General features: G+C 68.1%; 11 protein-coding genes. 4 read left to right on the top strand and 7 right to left on the bottom strand.

All coding sequences use genetic code 11. From position 1 onward, the window contains the following. Nucleotides 1-13: 13 nt before the first annotated feature. Nucleotides 14-1,600 carry an FAD/NAD(P)-binding protein gene (locus tag F0U63_RS06055; protein WP_395844628.1) on the bottom strand — a complete coding sequence of 529 codons (1,587 nt, stop codon included), beginning with the start codon at nt 1,598-1,600 and terminating at the stop codon, nt 14-16. Between the two features lie 336 nt (nt 1,601-1,936). On the opposite strand from F0U63_RS06055, the gene F0U63_RS06050 reads away from it, so the two are divergent. Together F0U63_RS06050 and F0U63_RS06045 are read left to right on the top strand one after the other, a co-directional pair. Then, nucleotides 1,937-2,284 (top strand): hypothetical protein, encoded by a 348-nt coding sequence (locus tag F0U63_RS06050; RefSeq protein ID WP_395844626.1) that lies wholly within the window; start codon nt 1,937-1,939, stop codon nt 2,282-2,284. A gap of 136 nt (nt 2,285-2,420) precedes the next feature. Further along, entirely contained in the window at nt 2,421-3,719 is a 1,299-nt protein-coding gene (locus F0U63_RS06045; protein WP_395844624.1) for a S8 family peptidase, read from the top strand. 50 nt (nt 3,720-3,769) lie between these two features. Here the strand turns inward: F0U63_RS06045 and F0U63_RS06040 are convergent, their stop codons facing one another. Then, nucleotides 3,770-5,935, bottom strand: a complete 2,166-nt coding sequence (locus tag F0U63_RS06040; protein ID WP_395844622.1) for a prolyl oligopeptidase family protein — start codon at nt 5,933-5,935, stop codon at nt 3,770-3,772. Nucleotides 5,936-6,088: 153 nt separating this feature from the next. On the opposite strand from F0U63_RS06040, the gene F0U63_RS06035 reads away from it, so the two are divergent. After that, on the top strand, nt 6,089-6,832 hold the full coding sequence (locus tag F0U63_RS06035; protein ID WP_395844620.1) for a MerR family transcriptional regulator: 744 nt from the start codon (nt 6,089-6,091) through the stop codon (nt 6,830-6,832). Between the two features lie 60 nt (nt 6,833-6,892). Here the strand turns inward: F0U63_RS06035 and F0U63_RS06030 are convergent, their stop codons facing one another. The 4 genes from F0U63_RS06030 to F0U63_RS06015 form a co-directional block, all read right to left on the bottom strand. After that, complete coding sequence (locus F0U63_RS06030) at nt 6,893-7,234, bottom strand: S1 family peptidase (RefSeq protein WP_395844619.1); 342 nt, start codon at nt 7,232-7,234, stop codon at nt 6,893-6,895. Next, a complete protein-coding gene (locus F0U63_RS06025) occupies nt 7,221-7,424 on the bottom strand; it encodes a hypothetical protein (protein ID WP_395844617.1) in 204 nt (67 codons plus the stop codon). The genes F0U63_RS06030 and F0U63_RS06025 overlap by 14 nt, the downstream gene beginning before the upstream one ends. 216 nt (nt 7,425-7,640) lie before the next feature. Next, the gene (locus tag F0U63_RS06020; protein ID WP_395844615.1) at nt 7,641-9,617 is read right to left on the bottom strand and encodes an ATP-binding protein; all 1,977 of its coding nucleotides are present in this window, start codon (nt 9,615-9,617) and stop codon (nt 7,641-7,643) included. A gap of 2 nt (nt 9,618-9,619) precedes the next feature. After that, nucleotides 9,620-10,783 (bottom strand): acyl-CoA dehydrogenase family protein, encoded by a 1,164-nt coding sequence (locus tag F0U63_RS06015; RefSeq protein ID WP_395844613.1) that lies wholly within the window; start codon nt 10,781-10,783, stop codon nt 9,620-9,622. Between the two features lie 233 nt (nt 10,784-11,016). Between F0U63_RS06015 and F0U63_RS06010 the strand changes: the two genes are divergently transcribed. Continuing rightward, nucleotides 11,017-12,003, top strand: a complete 987-nt coding sequence (locus tag F0U63_RS06010) for an alpha/beta fold hydrolase (RefSeq protein WP_395844611.1) — start codon at nt 11,017-11,019, stop codon at nt 12,001-12,003. Between the two features lie 6 nt (nt 12,004-12,009). Here F0U63_RS06010 and F0U63_RS06005 read toward each other — a convergent pair whose 3' ends face one another. Beyond that, nucleotides 12,010-14,082 carry a DUF2075 domain-containing protein gene (locus F0U63_RS06005; RefSeq protein WP_395844609.1) on the bottom strand — a complete coding sequence of 691 codons (2,073 nt, stop codon included), beginning with the start codon at nt 14,080-14,082 and terminating at the stop codon, nt 12,010-12,012. Nucleotides 14,083-14,350: the final 268 nt, after the last annotated feature.

Genomic DNA, 14,350 nt, shown 5'->3' with positions numbered 1-14,350 from the left:
CTCGGGGCGCGTCTCAGGATGCGAACAGACGGGCGACGCGCGCGGCCTGACGCGCGGTGGAGTTCATGTAGTTGGTGACGGCGAGTGCTTCCCCGAGGGGTGGCCCCAGGAAGAAGAGCCGGGAGGAATCGGACTGCCGGACGCTGAAGGTGAAGGGGTCGATCTGCTCGGAGAAGTCCCCGAGTGGCGTGGAGGCGATCGTCAGGGGAGCACCGCCGCGGGAGACCATGAAACCCGAGGCGTTGATGACCCGGTCCGGGGTATGCCGCTGGCCCTCGCTGTCCTCGAAGACCCACTGGCCACGGTAGGTCGAACAGCGGGCAGGGCCTCGGACGACGCGCAGCCTGCCCTCGGCGTGGAGCGCCAGGATCTTCCGGGCGTTGATCGCGGGAATCGCGGAGACGAACCTGCGGATGATCGGACCGAAGGTGTGGCGGATCTCCCGGCGTTGGGGCAGTGCCAGCTCCGGCCAGAGCTGATTGGTGACCGTGATGATGCCGCGGTCGATCTGCTCCCACCCGCCCCCGCCCTCGATGGTCGCCTCCAGATCACGCCCAAGCTGCACCGTCGGACAGGGGTCCACCCGCAGGAGTTCCTCCAGCAGGGAGTGGGCGCGCTCGGGCCCGGAGACCGCATACAATTCCTCGCGCAGCAACCGGCCATAGGTCCGGGCGAACTCCTGAGGGGATTGAGAGAGCGCGGCGCGAAGACGAGCCGTGGTGAAGCACCGCGTTTCCTGTTCGACCATCTCGCTGCGAACCGAGGGAAAGCACCCGCTCCTCGACATCATGACGACCGAGCAGCCGGGACGGGCCTGCGCCACGAGCAGCGCGGCATCAATCGCGCCCTGGCGGGAGCCGATGATCAGCACGGACGCGCAGTCTCCCAGGAACTCATCATAGGAGGTGATGTCGTACGGAGACTGGGCGAAGCCGGCCCCCATTACCCGCCCCGGAAGTGGAGCATTGGGAAGGCTGAGTCCCGTGCAGACGGCCACACTGCGGGCGATCAGTTGCTCCTCCCGGTCGTCCAAGATGACGTAGCCGTCGCCGGTCCGCTCGACGCGCCGCGCCTTGGCCGGGATGTGGTGCAGGCTGATGCCCAGGGCTCGAGCCCTCGTTCGCGCCTGGGTGAGAAACGCTTGCAGATACGTCTTGAAGAGCCCCCGCGGCACGAATGACGAGAGGGTGAGTGTGGCCGTATCCACCCCCCAGGTGCGGCACAGCTCTTGATTTTCCCTCAGCCAGACGAGGAAATGCGTGGGGTCGGCCGCGAAGAGGCTGTTGACGCCAACACTGGTGTTGCAAAGGATGAAGCGCTCTTCCCGGTTGAATGCGATACCATTCCCCAATCCCGTTGAATCCAGGAACGCGATGTCGTGAATGGAATTTTGAATCTCCTGCGCCATCAAATGGATGAAGAGACTCGATCCCGCGGCACCCGCGCCAATGATGACGAGGTCATACATGGCGACGCCCTGGATGAACCGGGCCAGGCCTGTCGGCGGGTAGCGCCGGCTGAGCGCGGGGTCCAGATCGGGGGAAATACCACCGCCTGACTGGAAAATGGGGGACGCAGGCGGGGAGCAGCCCGCCGCCATGCGGGCTCCTGGCCGTGCTCCCCGGAAACATCCAATCCATGTTCATTGGAAACACCTCCGCACCTCCAACCTCACGGGGTCCCAACCTACGCATATGGAATCAAGACAAGAACCATTGTGACGGCTCATCCATCGGGCCTGATCGAGGAGTAGCCAGGGGAGGGTTAGCCTTCCGCCCCATGCACGAGCAGGACGAAGCGATCGCCGAACCCGAGGAGGTCCCTCCCCTGCCCGCCTGGGCACTGTGGAGCGGGGCCCTGGGCTGGTGGCTGGCGGACGCACTGGTCGCGGTCAGCCAGGTGCGACTGCTGCAATACGCGGGAGAGGCCCGTCAAGGTGGATGGCCGCATCCGCTTCGTGGATTGCGCCGCCATCACCCACGTGGAGGCCGAGGCCAACTACGTGCGCGTGCACACGGGCGGCTTCGGAGGCTGGGACCTGTGGCGCTCGCGCTGGCGGGCCGATGGCTCCTACGGCCCCGCGGAGAACCTCGGTGCCGCGCTCAACACCGCCTACTGGGAGTTCAACCCCACCGTGACGGCCGATGGGAACAGGCTGCTCTTCGCCTCCATCGACCGGCCGGACGGTTTCGGCTCGGGAGACCTCTACGTGGCCGAGCGCCCGCGCGGCGGACGTGCCCGTCTGGGGGTGGCTCCGCGCACCGGCAGACGGACTGACTCGTAGGATGGTCTACAAATAACCTCGTCCGCATGTCTGTTTTTGGACGGACATGCACAATCCTGGACCGGAAGTGGGCAGGTCAGATGTCTTATTAAACTGAAACAGGCAGCCGGGTATTACCCAGCAACAGGGGGGAACAATGCGTCTCCGTACAGTGTCTTGGATGGCCGTGTCCGTCGTCTCCGTGTCCTTGCTGGCGGGTTGCGCGGCCAGGAACATTCCCCTTCCCCAGCCCCCTTCCGACGCGCCCTGCCCCCAGGCCGCGACCGGGTCCGAGGCGCGCACCGGGAAGTTCGTCACCGTGACCCATGCCATTCCGGGTGAGTACATCGTCGTCCTCAGAACACCGCGTCCGGGGGAGACGCCGCTCGCGCCCTCGGTGATGGCGGACAACCTCTCGGCACGCTACGGGGGAAGTGCCTTCCTCTCGTACGCGCATGCGCTGCGAGGGTTCGCGAGCCGGATGACCGCGAAGCAGGCCCACGCGATGGCCTCCGATCCCGAGGTGGCGTACGTGGAGGAGAATGGGGTGATGCACGCCATCGGTGAGCGCCAGCCCGGGGCCACCTGGGGCATCGACCGCGTCGATCAGCGTGACCTGCCACTGGACAACACCTATCTCTACAACACCATCGGCAAGGGCGTGCATGCCTACATCATCGACACCGGCATCCGCGTCTCCCACGCCGACTTCGACGGGCGCGCGCAGGCCGACCATGATGTCTTCTCGGATGGCAAGCAGGGCATCGACTGCCATGGGCATGGCACGCACGTGGCCGCCACCGTGGGCGGCCGCGTCTACGGCGTGGCCAAGGGGGTCCGGCTCCACGCGGTGCGCGTGCTCGACTGCGGGGGCTCTGGCTCGACCGCCGGGGTGATCTCCGGCGTGGATTGGGTGACCCAGAACCGGCAGCTCCCCGCCGTGGCCAACATGAGCCTGGGGGGCGACAAGAGCCAGGCGCTCGATGACGCGATCCGCCGGTCGGTCGCCGCGGGGGTCACCTACGTGGTCGCCGCGGGGAACGACAACCAGGACGCCTGCTCGGTGTCTCCCGCGCGCACCCCCGAGGCCATCACCGTGGGCGCCACCGAGGGCAGCGACAAGCGCGCCTCCTTCTCCAACTTTGGAAGCTGCGTGGATGTCTTCGCTCCTGGCCGCGACATTTCCTCGGCCTGGCTCTCCGATGACAACGCCACCAAGGTCCTCAGCGGGACCTCCATGGCCTCGCCACACGTCGCCGGCCTCGCCGCGCTCGTCCTGGAGCGCAACCCCACCGCCGTTCCCGCCGATGTGGCCGCCGCGCTCGTCGACAACGCCACGCCCGGCAAGGTGGCCAACGAGGGGCGGTGCTCGCCCAACCGGCTGATGTTCTCCGGCTTCCTCGGGGACCCCGCGTTCAGGATCCCCACCGTCCAGACGGTCAAGGACACGCCGTAGACGAGCGCCGCCCCCCCGCGCCGGCAGCCACCCGGCGCGGGGACGGACAGCTAACGGCTCACCGGCCGGTACTTCATGCCCAGCTCGTTGAAGAGGAAGGCGTGGACATCCACCTCCTCGGCGATGGTTTCCGACAGCGGCGTGCCCATGCCGTGGCCCATGTCGTTGGTGCGCAGCAGCACCGGACGCTTCGAGCCCGTGGCCTCCTGCAACCGCGCCACCATCTTGCGCGAGTGGAAGGGGTCCACGCGCGGGTCGTTCTCACCGGAGGTGAAGAGCACTGACGGGTACTTCGTCCCATCCTTCACGTGGTGGTAGGGCGAATAGGCATACAGTGCCTGGAATTGTCCGGGGTCCTTCACCGTACCGTACTCGGTGGTGTTGAACTGCCCGTTGGGCGTGAGTTCCACCCGCAGCATGTCGTAGATGCCCACGTGCGCGAGCACCGTGCGGAACAGCTCCGGATGCTGGGTGAGCGCGGCGCCCATCAACAGGCCGCCGTTGCTGCCGCCCTCGATGGCCAGGCGCTCGGGCTTCGTCCACTTCTTCTCCACCAGCAGCTTCGCGCAGGCGTGGAAGTCATCGAAGACGTTCTGCTTCTTCGTCAGCGAGCCCTGGGTGTGCCACTCCTCGCCGAACTCCGAGCCACCGCGCAGGTTGGCCACGGCCACCACCCCACCCTGCTCGATGAAGGCGAAGTGGAGCACCTGGAAGCTCGGGGACAGGGAGATGTTGAAGCCACCGTACCCGGTGAGCAGCGTGGGGTTGTTGCCGTCCCGCTTCGTGCCCTCCGCGTACAGGAGGTTGAGGGGCACCTGGGTGCCGTCCTTCGAGGTGCACATGACGCGCTCCACCCGCACGTGGCTCGTGTCCACCGGCGAGGTGCGTCCCAGCGCCGTCTTCGCCAGCGTCCCGTCGCCAGCCGAGTAGCGGTACACGCTCGTTGGCGCGAGGTAGCTGATGGAGCCGAAGAGGATGTCGTCTCCTCCCAGGCGCGTGGGCCAGCCCACCGAGGACACCGGCGGCGTGGGCACCAGCCCGAGGTCCTTTCCATCCAGGCCCACCATGCGCATCCGCATGGGGCCACCGAGCTGCTCCGTCACGTAGAGGCGCGAGGCGGTGGCGAGCAACCCGGCGATGGAGGCCTCTGCCTGGGGGAGGAAGACGGTGGCCTTGTCCAGGCTCGGCGCGGCGAGCGGAATCCGCAGCACCTTGCCGCGCGGCGCGTCCCGGCGCGACAGCGCGTAGAGCGCCCCGTCCTGACCGAAGGCCGCGGAGACGAGCTTGTCCTCGAACCGGGAGAGCTGCGTCCAGGCGCCCTGCCGGGGCCGGAGGTAGACGGCGTACTCGCCACCGTCCCCGTTGCCCAGGATGGCCATCACGTACGCCCCATCCTCGGAGGTGGAGAGCGCGTAGTTGGCGATGCGCGGCGCCCCCTTGCCCAGCTCGTAGGTGTCCTGCGCCGTGGGCGTGCCGAGCTCGTGGAAGTACACCTGCAGGAAGAAGTCCCGGTCCTCGGGCGGACGCTCCTCGCCACGCGGGTAGCGCGTGTAGAAGAAGCCCGTGCCGTCCGCGTTCCACGTGAGCGAGCCGCCCGCCGTGCCACCGTTCACCCGAGGCACCGACTCGCCTGGCAGGGGCTTGCCCGTGGCCACGTCGTAGACGGTGACATCCCCGCTCTCCGTGCCGTCCTTCGACAGCGACACGGCCACCTTCTTGCCGTCCAGCGAGGGGACGAAGAAGTCGATGGAGGTGTGGCCGCTCGGGTCCAGCGCCATCGGGTCCACCAGCACGCGAGCCGTGGAAGGGTCCTCCACGGACGGCAGGACCACCAGGAAGGACTGCTGCTTGGGGGGCTGGGACTTCAGCGCGAAGAGCGTGCCGCCACGCTGCCGCAGGGCGAAATACGACGGGGACTGGTGGGTGAGGAGCGTGGTGATGCGGGCGCGGATGGCGTCGCGCGAGGGCAGCCTGTCGAGCACCGCCCGCGTGTACGCCGTCTCGCCCTGGAGCCACCGGCGGACCTCGGGGTCGTCACCCTTCTCGAGCCACTGATAGGGGTCCTCCACCTTCACCCCGTGGTAGGTGTCCACCACGGGTTTCCTCGCCGCGACGGGTGGGGCGGGTACGGCGCTGCCCTTGCTCGCGGCGAACGGCTTCAACGGAGCGAGCAGCGACAGCGTGGCGAGCGCCAGCTTGATGCGTGGGTGGTGCACGAGAGCCCTCGGGTTGAAAGGAGGGCTCGCAGCCTGCCACGCGGCTCCGGGGTTTGCCTCCGAAAGCGGTGCTGAGCACCACGAGCGCGGTTGACCTTGACGCAACGTCAAGGTGTAGCTTGGTTTCAATGACTCCAACGAGGAGGGAGCCCGATGGAATGGTCCATCCAGGACATCGCCCGCCTGGCGGGAACGACGAGCCGCACCCTGCGTCATTACGACGACGTGGGGCTGCTCAAACCGAGCCGCATCGGAAGCAATGGCTATCGTTATTATGATCAGGCGGCGCTCGTCCGCCTGCAACGCATCCTGCTGCTGCGGGAGCTCGGCCTGGGTCTGCCCGCCATCGCCGAGGTACTGGAAGGGCAGAAGGACACCACCAGGGCCTTGCAGACCCACCTCACCTGGCTGAGGCGGGAGCAGCAACGCCTGGCGCGTCAGATCACGTCGGTGGAAACGACGATTCGCAAGTTGAACGGAGGAGAGCAGATCATGGCCGAGGAGATTCTCGATGGCTTCGACAACAGCCAGTACGAAGAGGAGGTGGTCCAGCGGTGGGGACGGGACGCCTACGACAAGAGCCAGCGCAAGTGGACCGCCCTGGGCAAGGACAAGCAGCGCGACCTGATGGCCGAGCAGGAGCGGCTCGCCCAGGCACTCGCCGAGGCGAGCGTGCGCGGTGAGGATGCCGCCAGTGACGAGGTGCAGGAGCTGGTGCGCCAGCACCACGCGTGGGTGTCGTTCTTCTGGGTGCCCAACCGCGAGGCCTACATCAACCTGGGGGAGATGTACGTGGCGGATCCGCGCTTCACGGCCGTCTACGACAAGCACGCCCAGGGCGCGACGCGGTTCATCCGGGACGCCATGCGCGTCTTCGCGGAGAAGAACCTGGAATGATCGAACGAAGCACCCGCCGGGGCTCGGGGGAGGGCCGGCCGCCCTCCCCCGCCCCTCGTTTCAATGGCTGTCGAGGGCGCTGACGGGCTGGGTGTAGCCCTGAATCCAGGACACGTACCGGCTCACGCGAGTGAAGACGCCGTAGCCCTGGCAACTGCCCCCCAGGGCAATGCCATGACTCACGATGCCAATCTGTTCCCAGCCTCCGCCGTAGCGGGGGCTCCTCACCACCAGGGGCCCGCCGCTATCCCCGTGGCAGACACCCGTGGCGCCATCGACGAAGCCCGCGCACACCTTGGTGTCCCCCAGGAACGGTTCGATTCCCACGGCGTTGCAGGTCTCGTTGTCCCGCACCGGCAGCACCGTCTCCCGCAGCACGTCCGAGGACTCACCGTTCGTCACGGTGTCCCCCCATCCGCTGATGCGTGTAGCCGGGAACGACGATCTGGGCCATCCACGGGTACTCGCCGGCATCCGCTGGATTGCCATTGAGGATGGCCGAGGTCTCGCTCGACAGGTCGCTCTCCTCCACCCGCTCCGCCTCCTCCCGCATGGAGCAGCCGGGCTGTGGCACCACGAGGGACAGACACAACAGGGCCCTCCCGAGCCACGGGAGTGGCCCGCGGCTTCCTTCATCGTCCGGGGGGTTTCCCGCCAGCTCGAAGGCTGTCCTGGATGAGGACAGCCTTGTCTTCATCCGCGACAGCCACTCCACCGCGCCACGCCAAGACGGCGTGAGCTTTATTATGACAATCCATCAGTCTGTCTTTGCGGCCCCACCGAGCCCGGGTTCCCCCGGGCACCCGCGTCAGAGCCGGCCCGCCAGGGTGGCGATCATGAGCAACAGCTCATCGGCTGGCACGGGCTTGGCCAGATGCATCTGGAAGCCGGCGAGCAGCGCCTTGCGCCGGTCCTCCGGACGCGCGTGGGCGGTGATGGCCAGGGCGGGGATCCGCCCGCCGCGCTCCACCGGAAGTGCCCGGACGCGCCGCAGCAACGTGTAGCCATCCTCCCCCGGCATGCCGACGTCCGAGATGAGCACATCCGGCTTGTCCTGCAGCAGGCGCTCCCAGGCCTCGGCGGCGGAACTGGCGGCCGTCACGTGAAGCCCGCAGCGCTCCAGCAAGGTCACGAGCAGCTCACGCACGTCCGGCTCATCCTCGACGAGCAGCACCCTCAGGCTCGCGATCCCCTCCGGGCAATCGAAGGGGAGCGCCTCGGCCCTGGCCGGGTCCGCGCCCTGCTTCGTCAGGCGCAGCGGAGAGATGGGCAGGCTCACGACGAACGTCGCGCCCTTGCCCGTCCCCTCGCTCGACACGGAGACGTTCCCCCCGTGCAGTTCCACCAGGTGGCGCACGATCGACAATCCCAGCCCCAGCCCGCCATGGCGCCGGGTCGCGCTGGAGTCCGCCTGGCGGAAGCGCTCGAACACATAGGGCAGGAAGTCCGGAGCAATGCCCTGCCCCGTGTCGCGCACCGTGAGTTCCGCCGAGGAGCTCACCCGGCGCAAGGTGACGTAGACACGTCCGCCCTTGGGCGTGAACTTCACCGCGTTGGTGAGCAGGTTCCAGGCGACCTGCTGCAACCGCTGCGCGTCCCCCATCACCGGGCCCAGGGTGTCGTCCAGCACCACCTGGAGGCGGATGTCCTTGGCCTGGGCCGCGGGCGTGACGGACTCCACGGCGGCCCGGACGACGTCCTCGAGCTGGAGGGAGGCGACCTCCAGGCGCAGCTTGCCGGAGATGATGCGGCTGACGTCCAGCAGATCCTCGATGAGCTGTGCCTGTGACTTCGCGTTGCGCTCGATGATCTCCAGCGCCCGGGACTGCTTCTCGGGGGAGAGCGTGCCGTTGCGCAGCATCTGCACCCAGCCCAGCATGGAGGTCAGGGGCGTTCTCAGCTCATGCGACGTCACCGAGAGGAACTCGTCGCGCATCCTGACCGCGGCCTCGAGCTGTTGAAGCAGTCCCTCGCGCTCGCGCTGCAGCTTCACCTGCTCGGTGGTGTCCTGCAGCACCAGCAGGAACCCGCCCGGCCCCGTCGCGTCTTCGGGCAGGGGCGCCAGGGAGGCCGCGAGGAAGCGCGGCCCGTGCGAGCCCTCCGGTTCGAGCAGCGCCTGAGCCGGAGCGCCGGTCGCCCGCACCTTCTCCAGGAGCGCCTCGAAGCCCGGCGGCAGCAGCAGCGCCAACGGCGCCCTCGCGAGCCGCTCCTCGGCCTGTCCCAGGATTCGCCGCGCCGCCGGATTGATCACCCGCGCGTGGCCCTCCGCATCGAGCGCCAGGATGCCCAGGGGGGCGAGCTCCAGCAGGCGGTCGAGGACGGCCGAGGGCCTCGGCCGGACCGGCTCCGAGGCCAGGAGCCGTGAGGAGGCGCCCTGGAGCGTGCGCTGATGCTCGCGCCGCAGCCGTGTCTCCCGGACGGCCCGCTCAAGATCCCCCGCGAGCTTCGCCACGCCCTCCGCGCCATGGAGGCTCGTGCGTTGACCGATGAAGGGGGTGTACCTGAAGGTGGCCCGTAGGGCCTCGAGCTGCTCGGGGGAGGCCAGCACCAGGACGCTCACGTCGCGATCCAGCCTCGCCACGCGCTGGGCCAGGGAAAGGGGCTGCCGCTCGAACGGGCCGATCACCAGCGCGTCGAAGGCCCCCGGGTTGCGCTCCAAGCGCGCCAGGACATCGTCCGCCGAGGGCACCTGCTCCAGGGTGACGTCATGCGCTCCACACCGCTCGCGGAGCACTCCCGCGCTGTCGGTGTCCATCGCGACCAGCAGAGCCCTCGCCGTGCCCACGATCAGTCCCCCAACAACGGCAGGTCGAGGAGGGCGCGCCCCACCCAGGTACGGAGGATGTCGGTGGTGGGCGACATGACGTGGGCCGCGCGCGCGTCACGCAGGTGGCGGAAGAGGGGCGAGCCACTCTCGGAGTAGCCCTGTCCCCCCACGAGCGTCATCGCCTCGTTCACGACGTGGACGGCGCAGTCGGCGACCTCGGCCTTGGCGGAGCAGAGCGCCGCGAGGGCGGTGGCCTCGCCCTGGTCTCCCCTCGCGGCGGCACTGTGGATGAGCAGCCGCGTGCGCTCGACGACGGCCCAGAGCGTTCCCAGCCGGTGCTGGAGCACGGCCTGGCTGGAAGGAGACGCGCCGCCGTGGGCGTAATGTCGGCGCTTCAGGTGCGCGGTGGCCTCCTCCAGCGCGCTGCTCGCGATTCCCAGGTACGTCCCCGCCATGGCGATGAGGAAGTACGGCGCCACGACGTTGAAGACGTACCAGATCTCATCCCCCTGCTGGCCGAGCAGATGGGTGGCCGGGACGAAGACATCCTGGAGCCGCAGCGTCCGGGCCGAGTTGCCTCGCATGCCGACCCCTTCCCAGGAGCCCTCCCACGCCAGGTGCTCCGCCTGGGCGGGAAGGATGACGCAGGAGAAGTCCCCCGGCTGGGCGGCCTCGCCCGAGGCCAGGGTCGAGACGACGTAGGAGTCCGCGTGCCCGCCATTGGTGACGAAGGACTTCGCGCCCTCGAGCCGGTAGCCCCCGGGGACGGCGGTGAGCCGCGTCTGGGGCAGGTAGAAGTGAGCCCCGGTGCCCGACTCGCTGAGCGCCAGGGTGGTGAGGTGCTTGCCCGCGGCGATGGGCTCCAGGAACGTCCGTTGGTGGAAGGAGGTCGCCTTGGCGGCGAGGACCGCGGACCCCACGCAGTGCATCCCGAAGCAGATGGCCGTCGAGGCGCAGACGCGGCCGAGCACCTCGCAGGTCCGCGCGAGCGCGACGAGCCCCTGTCCCTGACCACCGAAGGCCGCGGGGACGACCAGGCCCCCCAGCCCCGCGGCCTGGAGGGCACGAAGGCCCGTCTCCGGCCAGCGTCCTTCGCCGTCGACCCGGGTGACTTCGGGAGCAACCACCTCACGAGCCACCTGGTCGGCCGCGCCGAGCAACTCACCGAGAGACAACCGCTTCAAGTCCACCTCATACCCGGGCCCTCGTCTCGAGCTGCCCGACGAGGGCCACTGCTGAAAGCGCCAAAGTTGTGCCCCCAATATGGGTCAGGGCCACGGGATGAACAGCATTCGCTCGTGTGCCTGATGGCCACAGGCGGGGCCAAGCGTACGGGGGTGGAACAAAGGCTCCTGGGAGGAATGCCCTGGTGTTGACTGCGTGACGCGAGCCAGGCCTGTGCGAGCATCGCGGGCCCATGCGAAAGCCCCTCCTGCTGTCCTGTCTGCTCCTGTCGGTTGGTTGTGCCACCCCGTCCGGGCCGCGCCCGGACGGCGGCGATTCACTGCATCAGGTGAAGCGCGTGAAGGTCGCGGAAGGCGTCGAGCTCGAGGTGCTCGACTTCGGAGGCCAGGGCCCGGCGCTCGTGTTCCTGCCGGGCATGGGCAACACGGGCCACGTCTTCGACAAGCTCGCGCCCGAGTTCATCGCGAATCACCACGTCTACGCCTTCACGCGCCGTGGGTTCGGCGCCTCGAGCTGGCCCGGCACGGGCTATGACACCGCGACGCTGGGCCTGGATGTCGTCCACGCGCTCGACGGCCTGGGAATCCAGAAGGCCGTGCTGGCGGGCCACTCCATGGCGGGGGACGAAATGACCTGGGTGGGCGGCCACCACCCGGAGCGCGTCGACAGGCTCGTCTACCTGGACGCGACGGATGACCGGGCTGGGATCGCGGTGTTCCTGAGGGACCTGAGCCACCCGCCCATGCCCACCGTCGAATTCCCGGCGGGGGCGTCACGCGACGCCGTCGTCGCCCTGCTCACGCGAGACCTGGGCGGTCCCTACCCCGCGCACGAACTCGATCGAGGCCACGAGTTCGACCCCACCACCGGCGGCTACGTGCGCCCGCACCGGCGCCCCGATGTGGTGGAGCAGCTGCTCCGGGGGATGGCCAAGGCGGACTTCTCCGCGCCGCGCGCGCCCGTGCTCTCGCTCTCCGATGGACAGGGATTCGCCGAGTGGATGGAGGCCATGATGGGGCTCGAGAGCACGCCCGCCGACTTCCGGGAGAAGGCGCGCGACTTCCTGCCCGGGCTGCGGCGGGACACGGAGGCCGCGGACGCCGCGCTGCGGAAACTGCCGAACTGGAAGCTGGTGAAGCTCGAGAACGCACGGCACTACCTCTGGCTCACGAACCAGGCCGATGTCGTGCGGGAGATGAACGCCTTCCTCGCGCCCTGACGGCCGTCAGGATGCCACGCGTGTCGCGCGCTGTCCGCGAAGGAGCGACTCGACGTGTGCCCGTGTCTCCGCGTCCAAGATGAACACGTGGGTGCCCCTCATCCCGCGCGTGAGCAGCACCCGGTAGACGTTGCGCAGCTTGGTCGCGGCATCCTCGCCACTCGCGCGGACGTCGCGCTTGAATGTCTTGTCCTTGTTCTTCGAGAGATCCGCCACCCACCGGTCCGTGCGCCAGACGAGATCCTCGCCCCAGATCACTCCCACGTAGTCGAACTCGAAACCCTGCACCGAGTAGATGGACCCCACCTGCTCGTAGTATTCGTCCTCGTTGGCCCAGCGGTAATACTGATTCTCCAGGGGTTTACGCCCTTGACCCGTCTTCTCGATCCACGGCGCGCTCCACGCTCCGAAGCGCTTGTCCTTCACGTCGCGCACCAGACGCTCCGGACCCGTGCCCACCGGTGACCACGGCCAGCAGTAACCCGCGACGATCCGGCTACGATATCCCTGGTGGCGGAGCGCGCGCAGCCGCCGGTCCATCCGGACCATGTCCGGCTCGACCTCGAGCGCATAGGTCCCCTGCTCCTTCCACACGAGGTCCGCGCTGTCACGAAAGCCCAGCAGGGTATCAACCCACCGGACATAGCTCTCGCTCCCACCACAGCGGAACTGCAGATCCAGTTCCAGTTCCACCAGCCGGACCCCGAGACGCTTCGCCGCCTCACGCACCACCGACGCCTGGCCGATCTCACCAGCGCGCACGGCCTGGTTGTCGTCGAGGAAGAACGCCGTGACGCGGCTGGCGCGGATCACCTCTTCAATCATGGGCGTGTCCGAGAGCCGCCGGATCTTCCCGTTCGGGAACTTCACCCGGCGGAAATCCCAGAGCCGGTGAGCCTCGTCGGCCACCACCAGGTCCAGCACATCGGCCTGGCGTGCACCCGCCTTCGCGACATCCGCGAAGGTGCAGAAGATCTGTTCGATGGGCAGTTCCTTCTTGAAGCGCACTCCTTGGAGCTCCTTGTGGAGCCGCTCGGAGAAGGCGAGCGTCTTGCCCTGGAGGTTCGTCTGGAAGGCCTGGGAGCCCGTGGCATGAACCACGCGCCAGTGCTTGTTCGCACCGTGTGCCAGGAGTTGAATCGCCAGCACGCTCTTGCCCGTGCCCGGGCCGCCCTTCACCAACACCACCGTACGAGACCCGTCCGAGCGGCCCTCCTCCACGGCGGTGATGATTCTCAGATAGGCCTGCCGCTGCACGTCGAGCAGCCGCCACTCGAACTCCCCCTGGATGGTGCGCACGACCATGTCGAGGAGCTTCTCCGAAGGCCGTGTATGACCGGTGGCAATGAGCTCCGCCGCTCGAGTTCCCTCCCCGTGTCCGAGCTGATCGTGGAGCCAGTCGGCGAAACGACGCTGCTCCCGTTTCACGAACAGGGGGTACTCGCGGAAGAGATCACCGAAGGCATCGGGATCCCTCAACAACAAGATGGACCTTGGCTCCTCCATCCCATGCAACCAGACGCAGCCGGTGATGTGGACCCCGTCCTGGACGAAAGCTGAATGGTAGTACCGGAGAAAACCCACGTAGTCCCGCACCTGAGCCGAGGGGTGGGGACGACTGTCGTTCATCACGAAGACTTCTTCCCGCCAGGGGGACTTGCGCACCGTCGTCCATTGCTTGAGTTCGACGACCACGGCCGACAGAAGGCCCTCGAGGTTCCTCCCCGTCAGCAGCGCATCACACCGCCGTCCCCGGATGGGCATCCACAACTCGACGAAGATCTCCGAGCGCCGCAGCCGCTCGTCACGCAGGACCTCGGCGAGCGCACGCAGGGAGTGCTTCCAGGCCAGCACCTCTCCTTCCGACGGTGCTTCCCCTTCGAGCGCCTGGAAACGCTCCTTGAGCAGCCCTGGCAGCGAGTCCGCATCCATATCGTCGAGGAAGCGCGGGACCGGAGCGCGGTACAGGTGTTGCGTACCCAGGACCGCGGAGGACATCGCCTCACTGTTGGGGCGCTCCTCGTGGGACACGTCCTCGGATGCCGGCCGCTCGTTGCGATTCTTGCGTCTGCCCGCCACGGGTGACTCCCTCGGAAATGGCTCGAGTCTATCCGAGTCAGCGAGAGGCGATTCGCGGGGAAGGAACCTGCCAGGGCCCCCACCTGCCTGACGACCTCATACAAATACGCATCGGGAAGTGGAGGAAGAGCCCTCCACCTCCCGAGGCACGCACCCACCAGGGAGAGGGGGGGAACCCCTGGGAGTACGCAGGCCGTTGATTGCAGCGCATGTGCCAGGGCGTCTTCTCTCGGAAGGAGGCCCCGCATCCCCAGGATGGGGCGAGGCA

Origin of the sequence: Cystobacter fuscus, assembly GCF_044360685.1 — a bacterium.
GTDB lineage: Bacteria > Myxococcota > Myxococcia > Myxococcales > Myxococcaceae > Cystobacter > Cystobacter fuscus_C.
The sequence above is the reverse complement of the archived record's forward strand: the minus strand, read 5'-3'. Positions and strand labels throughout refer to the sequence as shown.

What these genes read in the sequence shown, in the direction of transcription:
- F0U63_RS06055 (WP_395844628.1), bottom strand. Translation starts at nt 1,600, where the DNA reads ATGGCGGCGGGCTGCTCCCCGCCTGCGTCCCCCATTTTCCAGTCAGGC.
- F0U63_RS06045 (WP_395844624.1), top strand. Translation starts at nt 2,421, where the DNA reads ATGCGTCTCCGTACAGTGTCTTGGATGGCCGTGTCCGTCGTCTCCGTG.
- F0U63_RS06035 (WP_395844620.1), top strand. Translation starts at nt 6,089, where the DNA reads ATGGAATGGTCCATCCAGGACATCGCCCGCCTGGCGGGAACGACGAGC.
- F0U63_RS06010 (WP_395844611.1), top strand. Translation starts at nt 11,017, where the DNA reads ATGCGAAAGCCCCTCCTGCTGTCCTGTCTGCTCCTGTCGGTTGGTTGT.